Source organism: Ohtaekwangia sp., from assembly GCF_036786105.1.
Taxonomy (GTDB): domain Bacteria; phylum Bacteroidota; class Bacteroidia; order Cytophagales; family Cyclobacteriaceae; genus Ohtaekwangia.
The window spans coordinates 143,522-168,907 of record NZ_DAIQRQ010000004.1; the positions used below are offsets into that span (position 1 = coordinate 143,522).

17 protein-coding genes are annotated in these 25,386 nt (G+C 44.0%); 9 read left to right on the forward strand and 8 right to left on the reverse strand.

Annotation, left to right across the window (positions count from 1 at the left end):
• Window positions 1-39: 39 nt before the first annotated feature.
• Window positions 40-1,392 carry a N,N-dimethylformamidase beta subunit family domain-containing protein gene (locus tag V7Q33_RS03545; RefSeq protein WP_333818929.1) on the forward strand — a complete coding sequence of 451 codons (1,353 nt, stop codon included), beginning with the start codon at window positions 40-42 and terminating at the stop codon, window positions 1,390-1,392.
• Window positions 1,393-1,478: 86 nt separating this feature from the next.
• Here V7Q33_RS03545 and V7Q33_RS03550 read toward each other — a convergent pair whose 3' ends face one another.
• Complete coding sequence (locus tag V7Q33_RS03550) at window positions 1,479-4,022, reverse strand: ATP-dependent Clp protease ATP-binding subunit (protein WP_331981690.1); 2,544 nt, start codon at window positions 4,020-4,022, stop codon at window positions 1,479-1,481.
• A gap of 100 nt (window positions 4,023-4,122) precedes the next feature.
• Window positions 4,123-4,758: a WbqC family protein gene (locus tag V7Q33_RS03555; RefSeq protein ID WP_331981693.1), complete on the reverse strand. Its 636-nt coding sequence runs from the start codon at window positions 4,756-4,758 to the stop codon at window positions 4,123-4,125.
• 116 nt (window positions 4,759-4,874) lie between these two features.
• Between V7Q33_RS03555 and V7Q33_RS03560 the strand changes: the two genes are divergently transcribed.
• Window positions 4,875-6,290, forward strand: a complete 1,416-nt coding sequence (locus V7Q33_RS03560; RefSeq protein ID WP_333818930.1) for a N,N-dimethylformamidase beta subunit family domain-containing protein — start codon at window positions 4,875-4,877, stop codon at window positions 6,288-6,290.
• A gap of 5 nt (window positions 6,291-6,295) precedes the next feature.
• Here the strand turns inward: V7Q33_RS03560 and V7Q33_RS03565 are convergent, their stop codons facing one another.
• Together V7Q33_RS03565 and V7Q33_RS03570 are read right to left on the reverse strand one after the other, a co-directional pair.
• Window positions 6,296-7,132 (reverse strand): phosphatidate cytidylyltransferase, encoded by an 837-nt coding sequence (locus V7Q33_RS03565; protein ID WP_331981699.1) that lies wholly within the window; start codon window positions 7,130-7,132, stop codon window positions 6,296-6,298.
• 80 nt (window positions 7,133-7,212) lie between these two features.
• Window positions 7,213-8,133, reverse strand: a complete 921-nt coding sequence (locus V7Q33_RS03570; protein ID WP_333818931.1) for a CPBP family intramembrane glutamic endopeptidase — start codon at window positions 8,131-8,133, stop codon at window positions 7,213-7,215.
• Window positions 8,134-8,159: 26 nt separating this feature from the next.
• On the opposite strand from V7Q33_RS03570, the gene dusB reads away from it, so the two are divergent.
• On the forward strand, window positions 8,160-9,155 hold the full coding sequence (gene dusB / locus V7Q33_RS03575; RefSeq protein WP_333818932.1) for a tRNA dihydrouridine synthase DusB: 996 nt from the start codon (window positions 8,160-8,162) through the stop codon (window positions 9,153-9,155).
• A 96-nt stretch (window positions 9,156-9,251) separates the two neighbouring features.
• Window positions 9,252-10,127 (forward strand): DMT family transporter, encoded by an 876-nt coding sequence (locus V7Q33_RS03580; RefSeq protein ID WP_331981707.1) that lies wholly within the window; start codon window positions 9,252-9,254, stop codon window positions 10,125-10,127.
• 73 nt (window positions 10,128-10,200) lie between these two features.
• On the opposite strand, the gene V7Q33_RS03585 is transcribed toward V7Q33_RS03580, so the two are convergent.
• A complete protein-coding gene (locus V7Q33_RS03585) occupies window positions 10,201-12,882 on the reverse strand; it encodes an alpha/beta fold hydrolase (RefSeq protein WP_333818933.1) in 2,682 nt (893 codons plus the stop codon).
• A 130-nt stretch (window positions 12,883-13,012) separates the two neighbouring features.
• On the opposite strand from V7Q33_RS03585, the gene hemE reads away from it, so the two are divergent.
• From hemE to V7Q33_RS03610, 5 genes are all read left to right on the forward strand, one after another.
• On the forward strand, window positions 13,013-14,035 hold the full coding sequence (gene hemE, locus V7Q33_RS03590) for a uroporphyrinogen decarboxylase (protein ID WP_333818934.1): 1,023 nt from the start codon (window positions 13,013-13,015) through the stop codon (window positions 14,033-14,035).
• Window positions 14,036-14,428: 393 nt separating this feature from the next.
• The gene (locus V7Q33_RS03595) at window positions 14,429-14,965 is read left to right on the forward strand and encodes a nucleoid-structuring protein H-NS (protein WP_331983983.1); all 537 of its coding nucleotides are present in this window, start codon (window positions 14,429-14,431) and stop codon (window positions 14,963-14,965) included.
• A 22-nt stretch (window positions 14,966-14,987) separates the two neighbouring features.
• Window positions 14,988-15,566 carry a hypothetical protein gene (locus tag V7Q33_RS03600; protein ID WP_331983981.1) on the forward strand — a complete coding sequence of 193 codons (579 nt, stop codon included), beginning with the start codon at window positions 14,988-14,990 and terminating at the stop codon, window positions 15,564-15,566.
• The gene (locus tag V7Q33_RS03605) at window positions 15,563-16,393 is read left to right on the forward strand and encodes a hypothetical protein (protein WP_331983979.1); all 831 of its coding nucleotides are present in this window, start codon (window positions 15,563-15,565) and stop codon (window positions 16,391-16,393) included. The genes V7Q33_RS03600 and V7Q33_RS03605 overlap by 4 nt, the downstream gene beginning before the upstream one ends.
• Window positions 16,347-18,824 carry a leucine-rich repeat domain-containing protein gene (locus V7Q33_RS03610; RefSeq protein WP_333818935.1) on the forward strand — a complete coding sequence of 826 codons (2,478 nt, stop codon included), beginning with the start codon at window positions 16,347-16,349 and terminating at the stop codon, window positions 18,822-18,824. Before V7Q33_RS03605 ends, V7Q33_RS03610 begins: the two co-directional genes overlap by 47 nt.
• A 42-nt stretch (window positions 18,825-18,866) precedes the next feature.
• On the opposite strand, the gene V7Q33_RS03615 is transcribed toward V7Q33_RS03610, so the two are convergent.
• The 3 genes from V7Q33_RS03615 to secA form a co-directional block, all read right to left on the reverse strand.
• Window positions 18,867-21,365, reverse strand: a complete 2,499-nt coding sequence (locus V7Q33_RS03615; RefSeq protein ID WP_333818936.1) for an AsmA-like C-terminal region-containing protein — start codon at window positions 21,363-21,365, stop codon at window positions 18,867-18,869.
• Between the two features lie 132 nt (window positions 21,366-21,497).
• Window positions 21,498-22,016 (reverse strand): hypothetical protein, encoded by a 519-nt coding sequence (locus V7Q33_RS03620; RefSeq protein WP_331983973.1) that lies wholly within the window; start codon window positions 22,014-22,016, stop codon window positions 21,498-21,500.
• Window position 22,017: 1 nt separating this feature from the next.
• Window positions 22,018-25,386 carry a preprotein translocase subunit SecA gene (gene secA / locus V7Q33_RS03625; RefSeq protein ID WP_331983971.1) on the reverse strand — a complete coding sequence of 1,123 codons (3,369 nt, stop codon included), beginning with the start codon at window positions 25,384-25,386 and terminating at the stop codon, window positions 22,018-22,020.

Genomic DNA, 25,386 nt, shown 5'->3' on the forward strand with positions numbered 1-25,386 from the left:
AAGATCTGACCAAATTTTAAATAGCGTTTCTTTATAACCATGTTACGAATTTCCTGTATGGCTGCGTTTTCGCGTATTATTCTCCTTTTGCTTGTTGGCAACATCGTATATTCCTCCGCGTATGCACTCGGCGACATTGCCGATGGCTATACCAATCACCTTTCAGTATACCCTGGTGATTCAATAACTTTATATCTCAACGCTTACCAAACCACTCCAGGCTATACCATCAAGCTATATACGCTGCAAGGGCAAGAAGTATTGCAATGTCAGGCTACGGTTTCCCCACAATTATCGGATTCAAAAAACACGTATGAGGATGGATTCGGATACAAGCGGACCACAACAGTATATTTACCACCAACACTAAAAAGCGGGGTATACTTGTGGGAAAATAAAATTCCCATGATTGTAAAATCCTCCACGGCTAAAATTATAGTGCTATATCCATCCAATACTGAGAATGCATATTGCAATTCAGGAGGAAAAAGCCTGTATAGTTTTAATTCGTCAGACAAAGCAGCTTCCCCGATAGTTTCATTTCTTCGACCGATGTCAATAGAACCTCACTCCATGGAATTTTTGCGCTGGATGGAGCAACAGGATTTTCAGAATGTAGGATACATCACCGACATGGATATGGATGAATACAGGGAAATCAAGAGGGCATCTCTCCTGATCATTACCGGCCACAGCGAGTACTGGACACTGCAGGCACGCAAAAACTTTGACAGGTTTATTGGCGATGGAAAAAATGCACTCGTGCTCTCCGGTAACACCATGTGGTGGCAGGTTCGCTACAGTAAAGATCGCAATCAATTGATTTGCTATAAGAATGCTGATAAAGATCCCATAAAATCAACCAAGCTTAAAACTATCAACTGGAATGAAATAACGCTCAACTATCCGATTCTGCGCTCGCTCGGAACAGATTTTACTTTGGCAGGCTATGGCCGAAAAGCAGATAAAGGCTGGGATGGCTATAAGGTCATAGCTTCGCGATCGCCTTTATTGGAAGGTACAAAATTGAAAGATGGAGATATACTCTCCTGCGCGAGTGATGAACTGGATGGCGCTCCATTATCCGGCTTCGAAAATGGTATACCCATCATCAACCAGGAGGCATTGGGATTTCAGAAAGTAGAGATCATCGGGTATGATCACGTAGCACGAGGAGGCGTTGATGGTGTGGCTACCTGGATTGTCTTTAAGGCGAATCGTTCTTCCGGTATCGTGATCAATACGGCTTCTACCGACTGGTGCTCACGCCACGGCATTGGCAGCAACCCGGATATACAAACCATTACGCGCACCATGATCACCAGGCTACTGAATCATGAGTATGTGTTCTCACCGGAGACATCAAAAGAACCCGCCAGCTTTGCGAATTGATCTGTATAGACAGCAATTATAATTTTTAACTGAGATAACGAAAAAAGGACGGCTCGCACCGTCCTTTCATTTATAAGCTGTTGCTTTTACTCTTTCTTTTCTTTTGAAGAAGCTTTCGCTTTCTTCACTTTAATGGTGAGTACATCGGCTTTACCATCGTGGTCGGCCAGTATAGTGCCGCCTTCTTCTACTTCACCTTTCAGAATCTCTTCGGCTACAGGGTCTTCCAGGTATTTCTGAATTGCTCTGTTCAGCGGACGAGCTCCAAATTGATGATCGTATCCTTTTTCTGCGAGGAAATCTTTAGCCTTATCGGTAAGTTCTACATTGTAACCGATCTGGATGATACGGTCGAACAACTTGCGCAGGGTGATGTCAATAATTTTGTGGATGTGTTCGCGTTGCAGTGAGTTGAACACGATCACGTCATCCAGGCGGTTCAGGAACTCCGGAGAGAATGCACGCTTCAACGCGTTCTGAATCGTGAGCTTCATGTGCTCTTCCTCAGACTCGCGCTTGGCCGCTGTAGCGAAGCCTATACCGGTTCCAAAATCCTTCAGATCGCGCACACCAATGTTTGATGTCATGATAATGATCGTATTTCTGAAGTCTACTCTACGGCCCAGTCCATCGGTTAATATACCATCGTCTAACACCTGCAACAGAATATTGAATACATCCGGGTGCGCTTTCTCGATTTCATCGAGTAATACTACAGAGTAAGGCTTGCGTCTTACTTTCTCCGTAAGCTGCCCGCCTTCTTCGTATCCAACATATCCGGGAGGCGCTCCTACGAGGCGTGATACAGAGAATTTCTCCATATACTCACTCATATCGATGCGCACCAGTGCATCTTCTTTATCGAAGAGGTATGTAGCCAGTACTTTTGCCAATTCCGTTTTACCTACACCGGTAGGGCCGAGGAATATGAATGAACCAATCGGCTTCTTGGGATCTTTCAATCCAACGCGGGTACGCTGAATAGCTTTTACCAGCTTCTTGATCGCTTCATCCTGACCGATAACTTTTCCGCTCAGCTCTTCGCCCATGTTCAGCAACTTGTTGCTTTCTTTCTGAGCGATACGCTTGGTTGGTATGCCGGTCATCATTGCGATCACATCGGCAACATTATCCTCGTTTACAGTATATTTTTCTGTACGGGTTTTTTCTTCCCACTTTGCTTTGGCGATATCGAGTTGTTCGATCAGTTTCTTTTCACGATCGCGCAGTTGAGCTGCTTCTTCGTATTTCTGACTCTTTACAACACGATTCTTCTCTTTTTTCACATCTTCAATAGCCTCCTCGAACTTCACAATGTCTTCCGGCACGTGAATGTTATTGATGTGAACACGTGCTCCCGCTTCGTCCATCACATCGATAGCTTTATCGGGCAGGTAACGGTCGCTGATATAGCGGTCTGAAAGCTTCACGCATGCTTCTATCGCTTCCTTGGTATAGATCACGTGGTGGTGATCTTCATATTTCTCTTTAATGTTTTCGAGAATCTGCACAGTTTCTTCTGGTGAAGTAGAATCTACCATCACCATCTGGAATCTGCGGGCCAGCGCACCGTCTTTTTCAATGTACTGACGATACTCGTCTAATGTAGTGGCGCCAATGCATTGGATCTCTCCGCGGGCAAGGGCCGGTTTAAACATATTCGAAGCATCGAGTGAACCAGAAGCGCCTCCGGCTCCTACAATAGTATGGAGCTCATCTATAAAGAGAATTACATCCGGAGATTTCTCCAGTTCATTCATCACAGCTTTCATACGCTCTTCGAACTGACCGCGGTATTTAGTACCCGCTACAAGTGATGCCAGATCCAGCGTCACTACACGTTTGCCAAACAATACACGCGATACTTTCTTTTGAATGATTCGCAGCGCCAGACCTTCGGCAATGGCTGTTTTACCAACGCCAGGTTCACCAATCAGGATCGGGTTGTTTTTCTTTCTTCTGGAAAGTATCTGCGCTACGCGCTCAATTTCTTTTTCACGACCTACAATGGGGTCGAGCTTATTGTCCTCTGCCAGGCGAGTAAGGTCGCGGCCGAAGTTATCCAGCACCGGCGTGCGGGATTTTTCTGTTCCTTTTTTCTCTTTACCGGCAGCGCCACCCTGGGCTCCACCACCAAAGATTTTGGATGAATCATCATCCGGATCGTCCGTATCCTGTGAGGCCATCGGACCTTCGTTTTGGTATTCCAGCATTTCTTTCACTGTCTCGTAGTTTACGTCAAACTTATTTAAAATCTGCGTGCCGAGATTATCATGATCACGCAGTATAGAGAGCAACAAATGCTCAGTGCCTATAAGCTGGGCCTTGAATATTTTTGCTTCGAGGTATGTGATCTTTAGTACTTTTTCAGAAGCTTTTGTAAGGGGAATATTTGCCAGGTTCTTGATTTGATGAGTAGCGGTTCCTTTGGAAATTTTTTCGATCTCGTTTCGGAGTTCGTCCATCGGTACACCTAACTTCTTCAACACACCAACGGCTACACCTTCGCCTTCACGTATCATTCCAAGAATAAGATGTTCAGTGCCAATATAATCATGGCCTAACCGAAGTGCTTCTTCCCGGCTGAGTGATATAACTTCTTTAACGCGGTTGGAAAATTTTGCCTCCATAAGAGAAAGTCAAGAATGATTAGTGTAAATGTAAAAGTTTTTGTTTGTTCAATGCTACGGTAGCCTGAAGATTTAATACTGCGTAAGAAACACGTTCAATTTAACATTTGTTCATTTTTACTGCAGATGCTCTCACAACACGGGCAGCCGAGGGGCCTTCACAAAAGATCAGGTCGATAAGGCTCATATTGCTTACAAACGCATTGCCAAACACCTGAGTATACGTAACGGGATTATAAAACTTTGCCAAAAGATCGTTTTTTTTAGGATTTACCAACGATCGCAGGTCGTGTATACCTTCAGCCGGCTGTTTCTCATACGACAGAGTTTCTCTGACACTCACATTCCATCGTAGCCATCCAAGACACAATGACAGCAGCTGAAGGTTAAGATCGTATAAAAACTCATGTTTTTTGAAAAGTACTTTTTCAAGATCTTCTGCATAATGCTCGAAGAATGGAGCCTTTCCATACGCCGACTGAATGGTGCGCCAATGATTGTTTAACCATTTCTGCGAGTAGTCTATGCGTATGTCTGTAATTACAACCTTGTTATGTTTACCTGCCAGCGGCACGGTGAGGTGGGTTTCACCTTGTGAGGTATTGAGGTAACATCGATTGCGATAAGTTTGTTTAACATAATGCTCATGTCGCTCCACTATAACATCATTTACAGACGACAATGCCGAGAAGTACGCAATAGAAGGAAGGTAATGTAATTCTATAAGGGCGCTCACGCTGTTTGGGTGTATGTAATCAAATTTACCGGCAACATCGGATTTCTGATCACAAGTAACAAAACAGTTCAGGATTTTAGTTTATACTTGTAAACTACTCTGTCCTTAAAACCTGTATGCAATATTTCAAGCGGCAGGCTCGCCCTGTCTTGCCTGTACTTTTACTCCTTTACTTCTCTGTATCTTTCTATTCGTGTTCCGATAATTCTGATGAGAAAAGTCCCCAGAATCCACCTCCTGTTACTCCTACTATACCTGATCCGGAGCCTGATCCTGACGTGGATTTAAAAAACCTTGCTGCCTGCACTGCGAAAGTAGCATACGGCTATACCGATAAGGTTTCTTATTCTTCCTCAGAAAAAGTTACTGTATATCTTCATACAGCCACCCCAACCGCTGCATGTCGCTTGAATATTTATAGTATAACAGCCGATTCTATATTCTCTGTAAAGACGTCACTCAAGTCACAGTCTATTGCTACCAGTGATCCGGCTATCGATGGTTTTGGGTTTAGCCCCACAGTTGAGATAGAAATTCCTTCGAACGTACCGAGTGGTTTATACATGATCGAGAATAAAATTCCATTCATTGTAAAATCACCGGGCGCTGTTGATCTGTTGATTGTATACCCTTCCAACACCGCGAATGCATACGAGCAAAGTGGCGGAAAGAGCTTGTACACATCCAACAAAGGTTCTGCAGTATCATTTCACCGCCCAATAGCGTTGCAGCCATTTTCGAGTGTGTGTCTCCAATGGTTCTATAAATTCCCGGGAATAAAAATTGGATACATTGCTGATATAGACCTCGAAAATTACTCGAACATTGCAGATGCAAAGATTCTCGCGATTGTTGGTCACAATGAATACTGGACACGAAAGGCCCGAAAAAATTTTGATGCCTTTGTTGACAGCGGGCACGATGCACTCATCTTATCGGGAAACACCATGTGGTGGCAAGTGCGTTACTCGGATGATCAGAGTCAACTGGTCTGCTATAAATCCGATATTGATCCTGTAAGTGATGCCTCACTCAAAACCATCGTGTGGAATAATGCTTCACTCAGTTATCCGATCATCTCCAGCATTGGTGCTGACTTTGATCTGGGTGGATACGGATTGAAAACAGACAAGGGATGGGATGGTTACAAGGTTATGAAACCAACATCGCCTTTGTTTGAAGGCACAGGACTGAAGAAAGGGGATATCATTTCCATGCCCACATCTGAGTATGATGGTGCCCCGCTTTCGGGATTCGATATGGATAATTACCCTATACTCAATCGAAAGGCGCTGCAGGCAGACCAGGCCGAGATCATCGCTTTCGACAGAGGTTTCCGGAATGCTGCTGATACGTATCCAACCTTGCTGATATACAAACGATCAAAATCATCAGGCATTATTATCAATGCAGGTACAACCGACTGGTGTTCGACCAACGGCATGGGCGGAGCATCCGGAACCACAATCAAAAAGATCACCGCCAACGCCATTCACAAGCTGTTGAATGATGAAAATGTATTCTCGCAGTAAAACTTTCACCTCACTATCTCCAGGTAGGTTGCAATGAAAGGAGCCGATATGAGCAAGCCATCAAAGCGATCGAGGAAACCTCCATGGCCGGGAATGCTTGAGCCTGAATCTTTTATTTCAATGCTGCGCTTGAGTAACGACTCAACAAGATCACCAAAAGTTCCGCCCACAACAATGATTACGCCGATGGTGAGCCATTGCCATACAGAAAGCAAATCAAAATAACGCGACATGCCGAAGGCAAAGATCATGGCAAGCAATGCACCTCCAAAGAAACCTTCCCACGACTTTTTAGGCGATATGCGCTCAAAGAGTTTGCGCTTTCCTAAATACGTTCCGGCAAAATAGGCACCGGTATCACTTGCCCACAAGATAAAGAGGCAACCAAAAATGATCTCATAGTGATATATACCTTCTTCAAACACGGCAATGTTCAACAAAGCAAACGGCACGGCTACATAAAATATACCGAGAAAGGTAAAGGCGATGTTGGTGAATGGTTTACGCTCAAACTTCTTATATAGTTTAATCATATACACCAGCGATATGATCGGAAAGACGATGATATAAAACCGGTACGATATCAAGTGTCCCTCAATAAGAAACGACAGTATAAATATCAATATACCGCCCAGTGTGCCAATGAATTTCTGAGGCGCCAGCCCATCCAGGCCTACCAGTTTGTAGAACTCAATGAGCGTAAAAGAACAGATGATAAAGAAAACGGCAAAGTATCCCCATTCGCTCACACATATTGCTGTAATAATACCGGCGGAGCCGAGCAAACCGGTAATGATACGAAGGGTTAGATTATTGTATTTTTTGGTTAAAGATTCAGTCACAAATTTCTGATGGTCGGTTAGCGATGCGTTAAAATATAAATGCTCTGGGATAAGAGTCGTTTGGTCGTGATTTGTATTGTTTAGAATTTCTGTGGCTTATGTTTTTCATATATCTTTTTGAAAATATACAGCAGAAGTACCGTAACTAATCCACATCCTGCAACGGCTGGCCAGGGCGCAGCCTTCGAGCTTTCAATGTCCATTTCCACGGTGCCTTTCTGGTAAAGATACATGGCAACAACAGTAAAACCATTATTCACGAAGTGAGCCAGTATGGGTATCCATAAATTACCAGACCAGTAATATACATACCCAAACAACGCTCCCAGCAACATACGTGGAACAAAGCCATAAAACTGCAGGTGAATGGCACTAAAAATTGCGGCCGATACCCAGATGGCAACATGAATGTTATTAGAAGCGCGATAAAATTCTTTTTGCAGTATGCCCCGAAACACAAGCTCTTCACCGATGGCCGGCAAAATGGCAATCACAATCAATGCAATGATTATCTGTGCAGACGAATCGAACTGCGTGAGGTACTTGGTAAGCTCTGCCAGTTGTTCTTCTGTAGCCTTTGCCCATTTCTCTATACCAGGAGGAAGTGTGATGTGTTGATTCCATTCAATAAAAAAAGAATTAGTGATCATGAACACCATAACGATGAGTATCACGAGGGCCACAGCCTGAACCGGAATGTCTTTGCTGAAGAGACTGGTAAGCGGATCACGGAATTTTCGAAGCATGATTGTGGGCACTACAATAAGGCCGAACAACGTTCCAAAACCCTGCATTAGGTACAACGGAATTTTCATACCCGCATCGTGCATAGGATCTTTTAATGCTTCCGTCATTTCCATCAGAGAGCCTGGATAAAACGGAAGAGCCACAAAAAAGCCGATCATGGGTCCGATAACCTGGAAACCCAGGAGTACAGCTACCAAAGTTATAATAATCACCACGGCCGGGTGTGTTTGACGGGCGCGTGTTTCCAGCTCCATATTTCTGCTTAAATTTGCGGGCTAATATGGTGAAAATCGGTCAAATAGAGCTTGGAGAATTTCCTTTGTTGCTCGCACCCATGGAGGATGTGAGCGATCCGCCTTTCCGTGCGGTATGTAAAGAGGGTGGTGCAGACCTGATGTACACCGAATTTATCTCTTCTGAAGGCCTGATCCGCGATGCGGCAAAGAGCCGGCAAAAACTCGACATCTTTGAATATGAGCGCCCCATCGGCATTCAATTATTTGGGGGTGACATTGGTAATATGGTACAATCGGCTGAAATAGCTACGGCTGCACGACCTGATTTGATTGATATTAATTACGGATGCCCTGTAAAAGCGGTAGCCTGCCGTGGTGCCGGTGCAGCCTTACTTCAGGACATACCGAAGATGGTAAAGATGACCGCTGAAATTGTAAAATGCACGCATTTGCCCGTGACTGTAAAAACACGATTGGGCTGGGACGAGTCTACCAAAAACATATTGGAAGTAGCGGAGCGTTTGCAAGACATCGGCATTCAGGCATTATCTATTCATGGCCGCACCCGCGTGCAGATGTACAAAGGTGAAGCCGACTGGACGTTGATCGGAAAAGTAAAGGAAAATCCGCGCATCAAGATACCGATCTTCGGCAATGGCGATATCGATTCGCCCGAGAAAGCGTTGGAGTATAAAAATCGTTATGGCGTAGATGGCATTATGATCGGCCGTGCTGCCATCGGTTATCCCTGGATCTTCAACGAGATCAAACATTTTGTCAAACATGGAGAGCGCCCTGCTCCTCCTTACATGCGCGAACGCGTGCGTGCAGCAAAAAAACACCTGGAATTTTCTATCCGCTGGAAAGGTGATCGCCTTGGTGTGTTTGAAATGCGCAGGCACTATACCAATTATTTTAAAGGCATCAACGACTTCAAGCCATTCAGAATGAAGCTGGTGGAAGCACCTACGGAAGCAGAAGTAATGGCTATACTCGATGAGGTAGTTAGCGCTTACTCCGCATCGTCTGTGGCCGCCTGATAGAAACAGCAAGAAACGGGTTTCATTTTACTGCTACTTCCTGAACTTTTGCTTTCAGAAAGCCGTACTCTTCTAAATTATACCCAACCTCTTTGTATGTCTGATTCCAATCGTAGTAAAGCCGTTTTACTTTTTGTTTCATTAACACTGATCTGGGGAACATCCTTCATCCTGATCAAGCAAGGTCTTAAAGTATTTTCTCCTGATGAAGTAGGTGCGATCCGCGTAGCCTCTGCTTCCTTGTTTTTATTGCCTCTGGCATTTCCGCGTTTAAAAGAGTTACAACCTCAACACTACACGAAACTGTTTGCTTCGGGTATGCTCGGCATATTTATACCTGCCTTCCTGTTTGCCACAGCACAAACACGCATGGATAGTTCGGTAGCCGGCATCATGAATACACTTACGCCGATCTTTACCATGATCATTGGTGCTGTCATTTTCAAGCTTCGTTTTAAAAGCATTGCTATTGTTGGCATACTGCTGGGGTTTGCCGGCGGTGTTATTTTGGGGTTTTCGAGAGCTGATGGCTCGGTAAGTTTCAACCTGTTTGCACTATTGATCGTGCTTGCCTGCTTCTGTTATGGCTCCAACCTGAACCTGATAAAATTCAAGATACCTGATCTTGGTTCACTCACAATCACCAGTGTCTCCCTGCTGTTGATTGGTCCATTGGCGCTGATTTATTTATTCGGCTTCTCCAACTTTACAACAAAGCTCACAACTGAACCGGGTGCATGGAAGGCCTTTGGATTTATAGTATTGCTGGGATTAATGAGCACCGCTATAGCCACCATACTTTTCAATCGCATGGTAAAATTGAGTACAGCGTTGTTTGCCAGCTCCGTAACGTATGCTTTACCAATCGTGGCAGTTATGTGGGGTGTATTGGATGGAGAACAATTAGGCGTAGGTCACTTCATTGGTATGGCAGCTATTATAGGCGGAGTATATCTCGCCAACCGGAAATAAACGAGAACCATTATCAGTTACAGGTTAATCATTATCCTGCTATACAGATAACAATTAACCTGTAACGTATAACTTACCTCAATTCAGCTACCATTTTCGCGTTGCCCATTTGTGGAACAATCGCTTCGGTGCGAATCATGTTTTTGTCAGATGAAGAAATCCAGAATGTAGTTTTCTCTCCGCCATCCACCTGATTCATGGTAATCTTAAAAGTATCGAACGAACCAGCCGGCACGGTGATCTTTTCTGTGCCTGCTAATTTTAACTCGTATCGTTTCACCTGCGAGGTTTGTATATCCAGCATTTCAATAATGGTTGATTCGTCATGCTTCAATGGCAGGCGCGCTATCACCAGATCTGAGCCGGCACCATCAATGACAATCGGGTTCTCTAATTTTACGTTGATCGGGTTAGTTTTACCATTGCCCATGTCCATGGAACCGGTTACCGCCTCTTTGGTATAATTAAGATCTAACGTTACGGGCCCTTGTTTTACATTGCGATGGAGGCATTTCAGTGTTTTCAATTCGATTTGACTTTCATCTTTCATCTCGCCCATTGGCGATTTTACCGCATCCGTTACAGACCACTTTCCATTATCCATCTTAACCTCACGATTCATATCCATCGCTATATTTTGGGCACCCATCGTCATGGTAAATGTATAACTATATTTACCGACCTGCAGGTCGGATACTGGCTTCGGAACTTCTTTGGATACCGATACCTTCTCAGGAGCTTTTACTGTTTTTATATCTACCAGTATAGCTTGTTGTTTTTTAGCAAGCTCAGGTTTCAGTGATTCCTGGTAACGGCCACCTAAATGTTTTGCCAGGAATTTCTCAGCATACGCCAGCATGGCCATATTGTTTTCCGGGTTACGAAAACCGTGGCCTTCATCGGGAGCACATATATACTCTACCGCTATACCGAGATCGCGCAATGCCGATACAATCTGATCAGATTCTGCTTTCTTTACACGTGGATCATTGGCACCCTGCACTACCAATAAAGGAGCTTTGATCTTGCTTGCGGAAAAGAGAGGAGATTGCTTTTCCAGTCTTGCCTTTCCTTCCGGCGTAGAAGGATCGCCCATGCGGATGTAAAATACTTTTCGTATAGCTTCCCAATACGGTGGAATAGAGTTAAGCAATGTGATGAGGTTGGAGGGGCCGACTATATCTACACCGGCAGCGTATACATCCGGTGTAAATGCCAGGCCAGCCAGCGTTGCATAGCCGCCATACGATCCGCCCATAATACCAACGCGTTTTGCATCTACTATACCTTTGCTGATAAGATGTTTTACACCCCAGGTGATATCGTCCTGCATCTTCTCACCCCACTGTAAATTACCGGCATTCAAAAACTTTTTGCCATAACCGGTGGAAGCACGGAAGTTTGGTGTTAACACGGCATAACCACGGTTTGCCAGGAACTGTGCATATCCGTTAAAGCCCCAATTATCGCGTGCCCACGGACCACCGTGTGGCAATACGATAAGCGGTAAATTCTTAGATTCTTTTCCCAAGGGCAATGTGAGGTAAGCCGGTATCTCCAATCCATCGGACGATTTATAGCTTATAGGCTCCATCTTGGCCAACGGCAGCATCTGCAGTTTAGGGCGCGGTGTGTATTGCTTGATCACCTTCTTGTTTACTTCATCAAAGAAGTAAACCGAACCGGGATCATCATCGCTATACACAGAGATCAATGATTTCGTTTCATCTTTTGTGCGCGATGCAAAGCCTATTTCTTTTCCGGGAAATTTAGCTTTCAGAAAATTATATTTCGCTTCAGAAGCTTTGTCTTTAAAATACCAGCGTGCTTTGGCATCGGTATAGGTGGTATAGATGATCTCACGCGTTTTATCGGATACATATACTCCACCAAAGTCTACTTTATTAAAAGGATCGCCTTCTACGAGCTTGATCTCTTTTGAATCAGGATTGAGCAAATATAATTTTACCAGATCCTCTGCATCGCCTTTGTTCGATTCGAGGTAAAAGTTCTTGTTCTCTTTATCGAAGAAACCAGCAGGGCCGCAGCTTTCCATCGGACCACAATCGTATATCTTTGTAAAACCACTTGCATCGGCACGGAGTATTTCGGTACTACCATCATCGGCAGAGCGCGTAGCAAGTCTGATGTTCTCATCCCAGTCAAAATAAAATCCTGTAAGGCGATCTTTGTTCTCTTTCAATAGCGTAAGCTTGCCGGTGCTGATCTCCAGTTTATAGAGGTCGTGCCATGCCTGATCGCGATTATTCAAACCAACCCACAATACATCCGGATTCTTTTGCGAAACATTATATATCAGCGCACGCACATTCTCCATTGGAGTAATGTTGCGCGCCACTGGCACACCTGTATTCTTCTCGGCAGGTGCAGCAGGGTCAACGGCATATACGTTAAAATTCTCGTTACCTCCTTTATCCTGCACATATAAGATATACTTACTATCATATGTCCAGAAGTATCCGCCAATCGGTCTTAGTGTATCAGCCGTAATAGGCTTCGCTTTTTCGAAAGGTTCATCGAACTTCTTTACCCAGACGTTCATCTTACCTTTATACACTTTCTGGAAGCTGATCATGGTGCCATCCGGAGAGAGTTGTCCGCCAGCGATTTCAGGGTTATCAAAGAAAAGTTCGCGATCGATAATAGGAGGTTCTTTACCGGCTTTGCTTTTCTGGGCCAGCGCTCCATGAAACATGAGCATGACCGCCATGATAAGAATGATGGGGTTTTTCATAGGGTTTTAACGGGGTTAATGGACATACAAATTAGTTAGTTGAAAAGAAGATTAAAATATTACAGTTGAGAATGAAAGATTTAAAAATCAAAAAACCCTTCTACTTTTGCGGCTGTTATTTTAAGGCATTATGCAGCTTCAGAACGATCTATTACTTCGCGCAGCACTCGGACAAAAGACAGAACGCACACCGATATGGCTAATGCGCCAGGCAGGGCGTGTTTTACCGGAATACCGGAAGGTGCGTGCGTCCATCAAAGATTTCAAGACACTGGTAAAATCACCCGAGTTTGCCACCGAGGTAACAATCCAGCCTGTAGATATTTTAGGCGTAGACGCTGCCATTATCTTTTCTGACATTCTGGTGATTCCGGAGGCTATGGGATTGAACTATGAAATGGAAGAAAGCAAAGGCCCGGTGTTTCCCAAGCGAATTGAATCACCGAAGGATCTTGACTCTATACATGTATGCGATGCAGAAGAGCTCAACTATGTACTGGAAGCTATTCGTTTAACCAAACGCGAACTCAACGGTCGCGTTCCACTGATCGGTTTTGCCGGTGCTCCCTGGACAATCTTCTCGTATATGATAGAAGGTCGCGGAAGCAAGACGTTCAGCGCTGCTAAAAAGGTTTTATACTCTCAACCGGAGTTTGCTCATAAACTTTTGTCTATGATCACGCAAAGCACCATTAAATATCTGAAAGCCCAGATCAAGGCCGGTGCTGATATTGTTCAGCTCTTTGATTCGTGGGCAGGTGTGCTAAGCCCCGATCAATACGAAGAATTTTCATTGAAATATATAGCTCAGATATGCGATGCTATACCCGAAGCTCCCAAGACTGTATTTGCCAAAGGAGCTTTCTTCGCCCGCGCCAGCATGAATACTATAAATTGCAATGTTGTAGGCCTCGACTGGAATATGGGTATACAAGAATCACGACAGTTGATCCCGAATAAAACTTTGCAAGGCAATCTTGACCCTTGCGCTCTGTACGGATCCCTTGAAGATGTAAAGCGCGAAACCAAAAAAATGCTGCAGGCCTTTGGTAATGCCAGGCATATAGCCAACCTCGGCCACGGCCTATATCCGGATACGGAAGTAGATAAAGTGAAATGCTTTATTGATACGGTGAAAGAGTTTAAAATTTAACGTTCAAAGTTTAAAGTTCTTCAGCTGTTTATTTACTATGGCTATAGGTCATGTTATCATAACACTCCGCACTTTATCGGGATGAGTGCTAATGTTTATTTGCCGTTAGTTTAACTATTATTGAAGTCATGATTAATTTTCATCCCTACATATCCACGACTAAACGCTGCTATATATAGCGCCATCGAATTTCCTATCAACAGGCTTATCTATACATTCGCTTTCTTCGTAAAACCAGGGCGGTAGGGGTTTCTCTACAGGTGGGTAGTGTGCGCTGTATAATAATGGATATAATCATTTCGTTTAAGCCAGAACAGCACATGCCGGGTGATGGCATAATATTTTATGCCTGCCAATATTCTGGAAAAGATTCCTCATAAAACAAGAACAACCATGACGTCTCAGATCCAACATTCCACAAGATTAATCGCAACAGCTATTCTTATTATTACAATGGCTGCTGTCGGTTGCAAAAGCAAGAAAAAAGCCATGGAAGCTACAGCACGTGAAAATGCTTCCATCGAAAAAGTAAAGCAGGAGCAGGAAGCAAAACTTCGCAAGGAAAAAGAAGAAGAGGAGCGAAGAAAAGCACTGGCTGAAGAAGAGCGCGCAAGACGCGAGTCTGAAGCGAAAGCACGTGAGCCGAAAGCGAGGCTCGAACAATACTTCAACGCTATAGCAACTTCTTCAAATGCCTCGTCTGCCAACAGCAGCATCAATGAAGCTTTATCGTTGTTTGCTTCAGGTGATACGCCTGTTCTGATTGTCATCCACGAATCCGGAGGTCAGAAAGATTACGACCGCCCTACTACTATCCGCGATTACCTGAACTATCTGAAAGATCAGAAGAAAAATTTCAATGCGATCAGCAACCTTCAGTTCGACAGCGCAGGGAGAATTACGGAACTGGAACTGACAAAACAGAAGTAATCATTTTTAAACCCAACAAACCATGATTCAGTATAAATATATAGCAGCGCTCGTTTTCAGTTTGTTTATAGCAGGCGATATCGTGGCGCAAAAGGATGATATCAGCCCGGAACGCAAACAGGCTATCGACTCACTTGCACTGGAGAAAGTGAGAGATCTCAGTAAATATATCAGCATCATTGGCAATAAGAAGACGCCATTCCTCGAAGCCAACCGCGTAATGGATCGCGCAGAAGAACTATTCGCTCCAGACAGTGAGATGGGCGTTTCATCATTAAATCGCAAAGAAGTCAGTTATTATAAAGTCCGCAAGTACTTCGAAAGGCTCATGGCATTGAACTACGATCGCGTAACGATCAGCTGGTATAACATTCATTATATAAGCGATCTTGAAAGACAGCCGGACGGTCGATACGTTGGCGTAGTAACAATCTACCAGCGGTTCGAAGGCACATCGGACGATGGCTTGAAGTATAAAGACACTACGAAAAAGGACATCACTATATACGTTGAACGCAAGAAAACCCAGATACAGGGTAGAATTATTGAATTTTGGGATGTATTGCTGGGCGATATCCGCGTGACAGAGACTAGCGCATGAGAGTAAAAAGTATAATTGGCGTTATCGCTTTATTATCATCTTATCACCTGCAGGCACAGCTTGCGGGTGATAAAGATGATGAGAGTAAACTCTATGCTGAAACCAAGCAGGTCAATCAATTCTTCAGAAGGTTTAACGGAGAAGAAGATGAGAAAGGAGAGCGTTACTATCCGAAAGATAAATTATACCGGAGTGAAAAGCTGCGCAAGAAATACCTGGGTATATTGTTCGATGACAGCAACAATGGCATAAAGCAGGATCTCAAAGTGCAGTTTGCCAAGGAGGTGCTGGACAAAACAAAACCTGCTATACTTGATTTCCATGGTGGCAACTGGTTCTCTGAAGTCCACACTACCTTTACGATGAATGGCAAGAACCAGACGGTGATTCTGTTTATGGAATTGGAGAACGATCATCTCGGCAGCAAATGGGTGATCAGCAAAGTCCATGCAGACATGTTCGATCCGTATTTTAAGCGAGATACCACACGGGTGGGTAAATTTATTCATCCTCTAAGTCATGAGCTCGACTTCATGAATCTGCACAAAGTATTTAGTAACGACAGTGTAAGCCAGTTTACAACCAAACGATTTGTGCCTGACCATCTCTCGTTGTTCCTGTACGAAGTGAAGAAAGGAACCCTGAAGTTCAAGACGGTAGAGGAAGTGAAGTTTCATTTCTTTCAGATTGATGGATGGTATTTTGAACTCTCCCAATTTAATCGGCCCGGGTATAATACAGGATGGCTTATTTCAAATCTGGTTAAAGTAAATAACGAGAATGAAAAAAATCTTCTCAAAAAATATCTCTACTACGAAGGGAAGTAAGCTGTTGCTTGTACTCTCTCTTTTACTCTGCCTGTATACTTCAGGGCTCAGCCAGGCAAAGAAGCAAAAGGTACAGGCCAAGCCGGACGCAACAGCAGAGCATCAACAAAAAGTAAAAGATATGGTTGCCTTCCTGGAATACGTGCTCAATACGTTGGGCAGCAGTAGTACGCCTATGCGCGACAAAGATGTATTGATCACCCAGAGCTATACCAAAATATTCCGAGATGCCAAAGTTCAAATTGAAGACGATCTCGTAGAGAAAAGAAACGTGATCACTAACAAAGATGTACGGGCTTACCTGAAAGACGTTGATTTCTTCTTTGAAAACGTAAAGTTTGAGTTTACCATAAAAGACATACAAGGGCGCACGAATGCGAACAATACACTTTTCTATAAAGTATCGCTGCTGCGCAACATGAAAGGAACCACTTCTGAAGGTAAAACGATCAGCAACACCATTCCGCGGTATATTGAGATCAACTATGATCCGAAAGACCAGGACCTGAAAATCGTAAGCATTTATACCAAAGTGTTTAACGAGAAAGAAGCATTGGCTCAATGGTGGAATGAATTGTCGTACGAATGGCAATCTATATTGGAAAAACAGATGAACATTGCCGACAGCGTTGACCTTGAAGATATACAAGATATCATTGCCATCGACAGACTCGATCTCAGCCACAACCGCTATATACAGGATATAGAGCCGCTCACACAACTTACCAATCTACGATCGCTCAATCTATCGTACACATCAATCGCTGACCTTAGCCCTCTACGGAATCTCACCGAACTACAGGAGCTGAACATCGCAAACACAAAAGTTATCGACCTGGCTCCATTGCGCTATGCGGAAAAACTTGCTAAGCTCAACATCAGCAATACTGCCGTAAATACTATAGAAGTAGTTCAAATGATGCCACGACTTGTGCAACTCGACATGAACAATACGGGTGTTACGGATCTTGCCTCACTTGGCACTTCAACCGAACTGGAGTATTTGAATGCAAAGCGTTGTCGTGTTGCTACAGTAACGCCTATCAGCACGCTAAACAAGCTAAGCGAACTGGACCTCTCCGGAACAATGGTTGCCGACCTCACTCCGCTAAGCAACTTAAAGAACTTAACTATACTTCACATTGACAGCACCGGCATCGCTGATATAAATGCGTTGGCAAACCTGGAAAAACTAAAAATTCTATATGCCAACTATACCGCTATAACCAATCTGAATGCACTGCAGAAATTAACAACATTGGAACGGGTGTATTGCGATCGTACACAAATCGATCGGGTGCAGGCGGATGCGTTCATGGCAGCTCATCCCAACGTACTTGTTATTTTCGATACCGAAGATTTAAAAACCTGGTGGGATGCACTTTCGGATAAATGGAAAAATATTTTGAGTGCCGCTATAAAGACCAGCGCTAATCCTACAAAAGAAGAGCTTGCTAAAGTCACTAATCTTGACTCAATAAATTTGTCAGGAAATTATCTGCACGACCTTGAGCCGCTTCGCAAATTGATAAAACTCCAAGTGATCATCGCAAATAAAACATCTATCAAAGACCTGTCGCCTATTCGTGATCTGAAAGAAGTTCGTATACTGAACATCAGCGATAACCCGATAGAAAATATAGCTACGATCGAGCACTTTCAGAAATTACAGGTATTGCAGGCAGATAATACTAAAATTCAAAGCATTGCTCCGCTCTCGGGCAACACAGTTTTAAAAAAGCTGTCGGTAGATCACACGCAAATTGATACTGAAAATATTCAGGAGTTCCTCAGAGAAAACCCAAAATGCCTGGTGGTTTATAAAAGCGATAGTCTGCAACAGTGGTGGAATGGACTATCGGACGAATGGAAGAGTATATTTAAAGTACAGGTAAAAATCGATGCAACATCGGAACGCGATGATCTTCACCGTCTGATAGAATTGGAGGCCTTGCATTTTAATGATGCAGCCATCAGCAATCTATCTTCGCTTCAGCCATTTGTGCGATTAAAAGAATTACATCTCGCCGGCACCGCGGTAAGCGATCTTACACCGCTAACTGCTATAAAAACACTCAAGTCTTTACACATTACCAACAGCCCTGTGCGAAAGCTTGACCCACTGGCCGGGCTCACTACAATAGAAGAACTCGATATCTCCGGTACGCCGGTGGAAGCGCTAAAGCCACTGTCAACCCTGGAGAACCTCAAGAAGCTAAACTGTTCCGGCACCCAGGTGGATGATCTGTCGCCGCTGGAAAACCTACAGGTTTTAGACTATATAGACTGCTCCAACACCAGAGTAAAAAAAGTTACTCCACTGGAAAATCTTCCGCTTAAAACATTAAAGTGCTACAACACTAAAATATCCGGCAAAAGTATAGCAAGCTTTAAAAAGAAAAAGCCGGAGTGCCATATAGTTTACTACTAGCATGGCACTCCTGCAATTATCTTTTGCTATTATATATATCTTTCAATTTTGCGGCTGCTCATCCCACTCAAAGTATTCGTCTTTCTGCAGCTCCACTTCCTTTTTCTTTTGCGTGCCTTTATTCTTAAAAGCTTCGCGAAGTTCCTTAACCTCGTTCTTGAGGTCGTTTACAATCTTCTTCTTTACAGCTTCAGTATCATATTGAATGCGATAGTTGTCTGTCGTTCCTACTATTTTCAAATATAGCTTACTTCCCGTGCCATCATCTTCAATCGCATCCTTGGCTTCCAGGTCAACTGGTTTGGTTTGCCGTAGCGGTGTAATGATTCTATAGTCTATCTGTTGGTCAAACGTATGCGTGCCACTTATTTTCAGGCTGGTAACATTTGTACGAATTTCCATCTGAGGTATATAGATCGTTTTCTTCTCGATGTGTATTTCATTCTTCAGATCAGAGAAGCGGAGATGGTTCAGTCCATCGTCTTTTATATAGCGTTTCAGTTTTTGCATCGGCTCAAAGTCATTGAGCTCACCATGCCTGATCACCGCACCAATATCGGCTATTAACGTTTCGGAGAAAAGGTGAAGATCGGGCTTCAATACCATTTCCAGGTTTACATCTGCAAAAGCTTCGCCTTTTAAATGTTTATCTTGTATAAAGTCCTGATGAAAGTTTTCAAACACATAGAATACACTATCAACATGAATGCCATTAAGCTTGAGCGTAGTTACTACATCAATAGCTTTCTTATTCTTATCATCTAATATACCAGAGAGCGTAAGATCTCCGCCCATGGTATGGAGAGTAATGTTGCGCGAAACAGCCATTTCATTTTTCACCAACAGATCACCTTTCAGGTTTCGCCCATGAAAGCGCTTATACCGTAATGACTTTACATCGCAATTAAAGTTCAGATTAATGTTTCGTGATATATTGAATGCATACTGCTGATCTTTACCGGATGCCGGATTACCAAAACCGATAGCAAACAATTGATTAAGATCGAGGTAATCGGATTTCAAATCGGTTTCTATACCGATGGGTTGATCTTCAAACAACAGGAAGGTAATTACATTTTTAAAAAAACCATTGAGCAGAAAATCGCTGTTGCCCAACTTGCAGCTCACGTTACTTAAAGCCAGATCGTTGTTACTGAATTGTAAGCTTCCCTTTAAATGCTGCAGCGGCACCTTATCATCGCCATATACTAAATTTATATCCTGCAGCTCAATATTACCTTGTGTAGAAACGCGCTGCGCAGTAGTACGCTTTTTCAGAAAAGATATCTTCCCTTCAAACGATACATCGGCAAGCAATGATCCGGATACATTCCTGATCGCTTGTACAGGGTAAAAGTCCAACACCGATGCTGCATCCATGCGTCCTTTAAAATCGCAGATTACTTCCGGATCTTTAAAGTTTTGCATTACAAAATTGGCAGTAAAAGACTCGCCATTTAAATCGCCCTTTATATTCTTTAACACCAGCGTAGCCATGCGAAGGTTAGAAATTTCGCTGCTGGCAAACGATCCTTCAAGGCTTGCGCGCTCAATTCTGGTTTTGAAATCAGGATGAAAGATAGTGGCATCCTTAAACCCAAAGTCTACGGAAAAAGAAGGGCTCCTGCGTTTGCTTATCTCGCCTTTCAGCTTAGCCTTAAAGTATACATCACCTTTACTCTGATATTTTTCAAGGTTTTTAACGGCCGATTCCGGCAGCAACGAAAATATAGTCTGGATGTCGGTATCTTGTCCTTCTGTTCGAAGATCAATAACATTCTCGCCCTTCCAGCTATAGGTACCACTCACAATAAAGGACGATTGCTTTAATTTTAATGTAGATGGATTGATAGTAAGGTTCCGGTTTGGATCATTGTATACCAGCGTACTGGCTATGTCAAAGGATTTACGTCCCAGGTATGCATTGCCATCAATATTGATTTTTTCGGTAGTCAGCTGTCCGTCTGCATTGATCGTATATACATTATGAGAAGTAGTGATGGAGGCGGTGAGTGCTTCGCTGGTAAAAGTAAGATCTTCTGAAGCCGCTATATTTCCATAGTGTACTTTTATGTTTTTCAGACCAACATTCTTGAGCTCAAAATTCACCGTTCCGGATGACGCTTGTTTATCGTCTGTAGTTTCTTTCAGGATAGTATAATTATTCCGGCCCTGCGCATCAATCTTCAGGCTGGCTTCGCAATCGCGAATCTGTAAACCCCGTATGGTATATATACCTTTCCATACCTCTACCGGGTTTAACTGGAAAGAGATGGTCTTGGCAGTAAGCAACGGATATTTACCAGGGTGACTGTCTTCCACGTATACATCGGTAAATACAATAGACAACTGGGGGAATTTCTCGAAGATGGAAACGTCCATCTTGCCAATATTAACCGGTGTATTAAGGCTTTTATTGGCTTGCTGAACGAACTGATTAATAATCTTATCCCTGAAAAGGAACACGGATACCACCACCGACACGAACATGACTGCAAGCGTGAGCCCGGTGTAAAAAAGTATCTTCTTAAAAGTTTTCAAGCTTAAAAAATGATTTACCAAAAATACGCGTCAAAAATCGAACCTACGCGATGATGTTGGATTTTTAAGCTTATTGAAGGCTTTCGCTATATTTTAAGCCATGGTATATAGTCGATATACGGCAAACAGGGCCTAATTAATAGCAATCTTCTCCGGGATAAGTATAGCAGCCGGGAAGTAGCGCTTTACGGCAGCATAGTCTTCCTGGGCATCCATGCGACTATAGTATTTGCCCACCTTCACGCGAAAAATTGGTTCCGTAAACTGTACTTCAGCATCCAGGCCGGGAAGAGACATGGCGATCTGTTTCTTGGCACTGAGAGCCTCCTCGCGTCTGCCAGAATATACCTGAATGGTATATCCCTCCACAAACTTGCGGCTCAGATTAATATGATCAATGCTGTCGAGCACTGCGTCCAGCTTTTTATTCACAGCAAGCCTGGGCTCTACATTTACTGGAGCGGCTGGCTTATTGGTATTGACAGAAGTATTGATTGTCGTTTCCGCAGGAGCCTCCACTTTGGGACGCCACACCGACAGGTCTTCAGAATATTTACTCCCCTGGGAAGTTGTGGATGTCTTCTTTTGAGTAGCACAACTTCCCAGCAGGGATATAGCAACGATTATATAAAGTGAATTTCTCAATAACATGTTAGTCGATTATGACACAGCGATTGTTCATGATATCGTCCTCAACCTTCTTATACTTCACATCGCGAAGCACGCGACCATCGGGGTACTGAACACTTACCTTGTCATTACGATTGGCAATTTTCTCAGATTTCACGGGCATCACTTTCTCCTGTGGCGGACGGTTCGGCTGCGCCTGCTGGTTGCCACCTCCATCGCCTGAACTACCACCGCTGAGCAACGATCTTGATTCTTCTTTCTGCTCATTGAGTCTTACACGCGAACGGGTAACACGCGCCTCCTGCACATCTTCAGCTTCCTGCACCGGTATATCAGCCTTCAGCAGGAAAGAGATGGTGTCTTCATTTACTTTCGCGATAAAGCGTTTGAAGAGCTCGAAGCCTTCGAACTTATAGATCAACAGCGGATCTTTCTGTTCGTATACTGCATTTTGTACGGACTGTTTCAAATCGTCCATCTCACGCAAGTGCTCTTTCCAGAGTTGGTCGATGATCGCGAGTGTGATCATCTTCTCCATCGACTTAATCAGCTCTGCATTGTTGGTCTCTACACATTTCTGCAAACTTGCTGCTACTCCAATCTGCTTTTGACCATCGCCGAAAGGCACCAGTATATTTTCTACCGTAGCGCCACGCGTCTTGGATATTTCACGAACTACCGGGAGTGCTTTTTCAGCAACCAGTTTGTTCTTCCTATGGTAATGCTCCAGCGCTTTATGGTATAGATCGTCTGAGAGTTTATCCTGATCGAGCTTCTCGAAAGTCTCACGGGTAATCTCATAATCAAGGCCGAGTACGCTCAATGCATTCAGGCGCAGGCTCTCATAGTCGTTACCATTTTTTGCGTTGATCACCATGTCTTCACACGTATCGTTCAGCATGGTGAGAATATCCAGCTCCAGGCGCTCGCCAAACAATGCATTCTTTCTGCGCTTGTATATTACTTCGCGCTGCGAGTTCATTACGTTGTCGTATTCCAGCAGGCGCTTGCGTATGCCGAAGTTGTTTTCCTCTACTTTTTTCTGAGCACGCTCGATAGAGCTTGTTACCATCGAGTGCTGTATCTCTTCGCCTTCTTTAAGGCCAAGTTTATCCATGATACGAGCTATACGCTCGGGCATGAACAAACGCATCAGGTTATCTTCCAGTGATACATAGAACTGTGAAGTTCCCGGATCTCCCTGGCGGCCGGAACGACCACGCAACTGGCGGTCTACCCGCCTTGACTCGTGACGCTCTGTACCGATAATGGCCAAGCCACCGGCAGCTCTTGATTCAGGTGTAAGTTTAATATCGGTACCACGACCCGCCATGTTGGTAGCGATCGTTACTGTTCCGGGCTTACCTGCTTCCGCTACAATCTCCGCTTCGCGCTGGTGTTGCTTGGCGTTCAATACCTGGTGCTTGATCTTGCGCATCTGCAGCATGCGACTTACGATCTCGGATATTTCTACTGAAGTAGTACCCACCAGCACCGGGCGTCCTTCGCCGGTAAGTTTTACAACCTCATCGATAACAGCATTGAATTTCTCGCGCATGGTTTTATACACGAGGTCATCATAATCTTTACGAACGGCCGGCTTATTCGTAGGGATTACTACTACATCAAGTTTGTATATGTCCCACAATTCACCTGCTTCCGTTTCTGCCGTACCGGTCATACCTGCAAGCTTGTGATACATACGGAAGTAGTTTTGTAATGTGATGGTTGCGTATGTTTGTGTTGCATCCTCCACTTTCACATTTTCCTTTGCTTCAATGGCCTGATGCAAGCCATCTGAATAACGTCTTCCATCCAGCACACGACCCGTTTGTTCGTCTACAATCTTTACCTTGCCATCTACAATGATGTACTCGGTATCTTTTTCGAACAATGTATAGGCTTTCAACAGTTGGTTTACGCTATGAATGCGCTGCGACTTCACCTGATAATCGCGAATAAGCTCTTCTTTCTTATGGAATTTTGCAGCATCATCCAATGATGTATCTTTTTCCAGCTTGCTCAGCTCTGTACCAATTTCAGGAAGTATAAAGAAGTTATGATCCTCGCCTTCACCAGTAATCAGATCTATACCTTTTTCAGTCAGTTCAACGCTGTTATCTTTTTCATCGATCACAAAATACAAAGGCTTGTCGGCCTCAGGCATATTGCGCTTGTTGTCCTGCAGGTAATAGTTCTCGGTTTTTTGAAGAACAGCTTTACTTCCTGCCTCACTAAGGAATTTAATCAGCGGTTTATATTTCGGCATTGCACGATGAGCACGGAACAATGAAAGTCCGCCATCTTTTTCGTTGCCTTCCGATAATTGTTTTTTGGCAGCGGTGAGATAATCATTCACCAACTTCTTCTGAGCCTCCACGAGTTTATAGATGCGTGGCTTGAGATCGTAAAATTCATGCTGATCTCCGCGCGGAACTGGTCCGGAAATAATGAGGGGTGTACGGGCTTCATCGATCAATACAGAGTCAACCTCATCCACCATGGCATAGTGGTGCGAACGCTGCACAAGCTCTTCAGGATCGCGCGCCATGTTATCGCGCAAGTAATCAAAACCAAATTCATTGTTGGTTCCATACGTAATATCGGCACGATACGCATTTCTGCGCGCTGTAGAATTCGGCTCATGCTTGTCAATACAATCGATGCTGATGCCGTGGAACTGGAAGATGGGAGCCATCCACTCGCTGTCGCGGGTGGCCAGATAGTTGTTTACCGTTACGATGTGAACGCCACGCTTGGCCAGTGCGTTGAGGAAAGCCGGTAATGTAGCCACCAGGGTTTTACCTTCACCGGTCGCCATTTCAGCAATTTTACCTTCGTGGAGGGCAATACCACCAATTACCTGCACATCGTAATGCACCATGTCCCAGGTAATCATGTTGCCGGCAGCCATCCATTTATTATACCAGCGCGCTTTGTCGCCTTCGATCCTGATATTCTCACGCCCTACTGCAAACTGGCGATCGTAGTCTTGCACAGAAACTTCCAGGTATTCATTTTCCTTGAAACGCCTTGCAGTTTCTCGTACTATTGCGAAGGCCTTTGGCAGAACCTTCATCAGCACTTTCTCGAGCTCCTTGTTACGGTCTTCTTCAATCTTATCGATCTCCTGGAAGATGGCGTCTTTATCATTTATCTCGAGGTCAGGATTATCAGCAATCTTTTTATGGAGGGATGCTATCTGATCATCTATATCTTTGAGTTCTTCGTTGATAAAGTCCTGGATCTTTTTCGTTTCCAGACGAAGATCATCGTGACTTAGTGACTTCAGTTTTTCGCCTTCCTGCTTGGTCTGTTCCACCAGCGGCATCATGCGCTTGATGTCTTTCTCCGACTTGGTTCCGAATAATTTGGCAATGAGTTTCAGCAT

What these genes read in the sequence shown, in the direction of transcription:
- V7Q33_RS03545 (WP_333818929.1), top strand. Translation starts at nt 40, where the DNA reads ATGTTACGAATTTCCTGTATGGCTGCGTTTTCGCGTATTATTCTCCTT.
- V7Q33_RS03550 (WP_331981690.1), bottom strand. Translation starts at nt 4,022, where the DNA reads ATGGAGGCAAAATTTTCCAACCGCGTTAAAGAAGTTATATCACTCAGC.
- V7Q33_RS03560 (WP_333818930.1), top strand. Translation starts at nt 4,875, where the DNA reads ATGCAATATTTCAAGCGGCAGGCTCGCCCTGTCTTGCCTGTACTTTTA.
- V7Q33_RS03570 (WP_333818931.1), bottom strand. Translation starts at nt 8,133, where the DNA reads ATGGAGCTGGAAACACGCGCCCGTCAAACACACCCGGCCGTGGTGATT.
- dusB (WP_333818932.1), top strand. Translation starts at nt 8,160, where the DNA reads ATGGTGAAAATCGGTCAAATAGAGCTTGGAGAATTTCCTTTGTTGCTC.
- V7Q33_RS03580 (WP_331981707.1), top strand. Translation starts at nt 9,252, where the DNA reads ATGTCTGATTCCAATCGTAGTAAAGCCGTTTTACTTTTTGTTTCATTA.
- V7Q33_RS03585 (WP_333818933.1), bottom strand. Translation starts at nt 12,882, where the DNA reads ATGAAAAACCCCATCATTCTTATCATGGCGGTCATGCTCATGTTTCAT.
- hemE (WP_333818934.1), top strand. Translation starts at nt 13,013, where the DNA reads ATGCAGCTTCAGAACGATCTATTACTTCGCGCAGCACTCGGACAAAAG.
- V7Q33_RS03595 (WP_331983983.1), top strand. Translation starts at nt 14,429, where the DNA reads ATGACGTCTCAGATCCAACATTCCACAAGATTAATCGCAACAGCTATT.
- V7Q33_RS03600 (WP_331983981.1), top strand. Translation starts at nt 14,988, where the DNA reads ATGATTCAGTATAAATATATAGCAGCGCTCGTTTTCAGTTTGTTTATA.
- V7Q33_RS03605 (WP_331983979.1), top strand. Translation starts at nt 15,563, where the DNA reads ATGAGAGTAAAAAGTATAATTGGCGTTATCGCTTTATTATCATCTTAT.
- V7Q33_RS03610 (WP_333818935.1), top strand. Translation starts at nt 16,347, where the DNA reads ATGAAAAAAATCTTCTCAAAAAATATCTCTACTACGAAGGGAAGTAAG.
- V7Q33_RS03620 (WP_331983973.1), bottom strand. Translation starts at nt 22,016, where the DNA reads ATGTTATTGAGAAATTCACTTTATATAATCGTTGCTATATCCCTGCTG.
- secA (WP_331983971.1), bottom strand. Translation starts at nt 25,386, where the DNA reads ATGCTGAAACTCATTGCCAAATTATTCGGAACCAAGTCGGAGAAAGAC.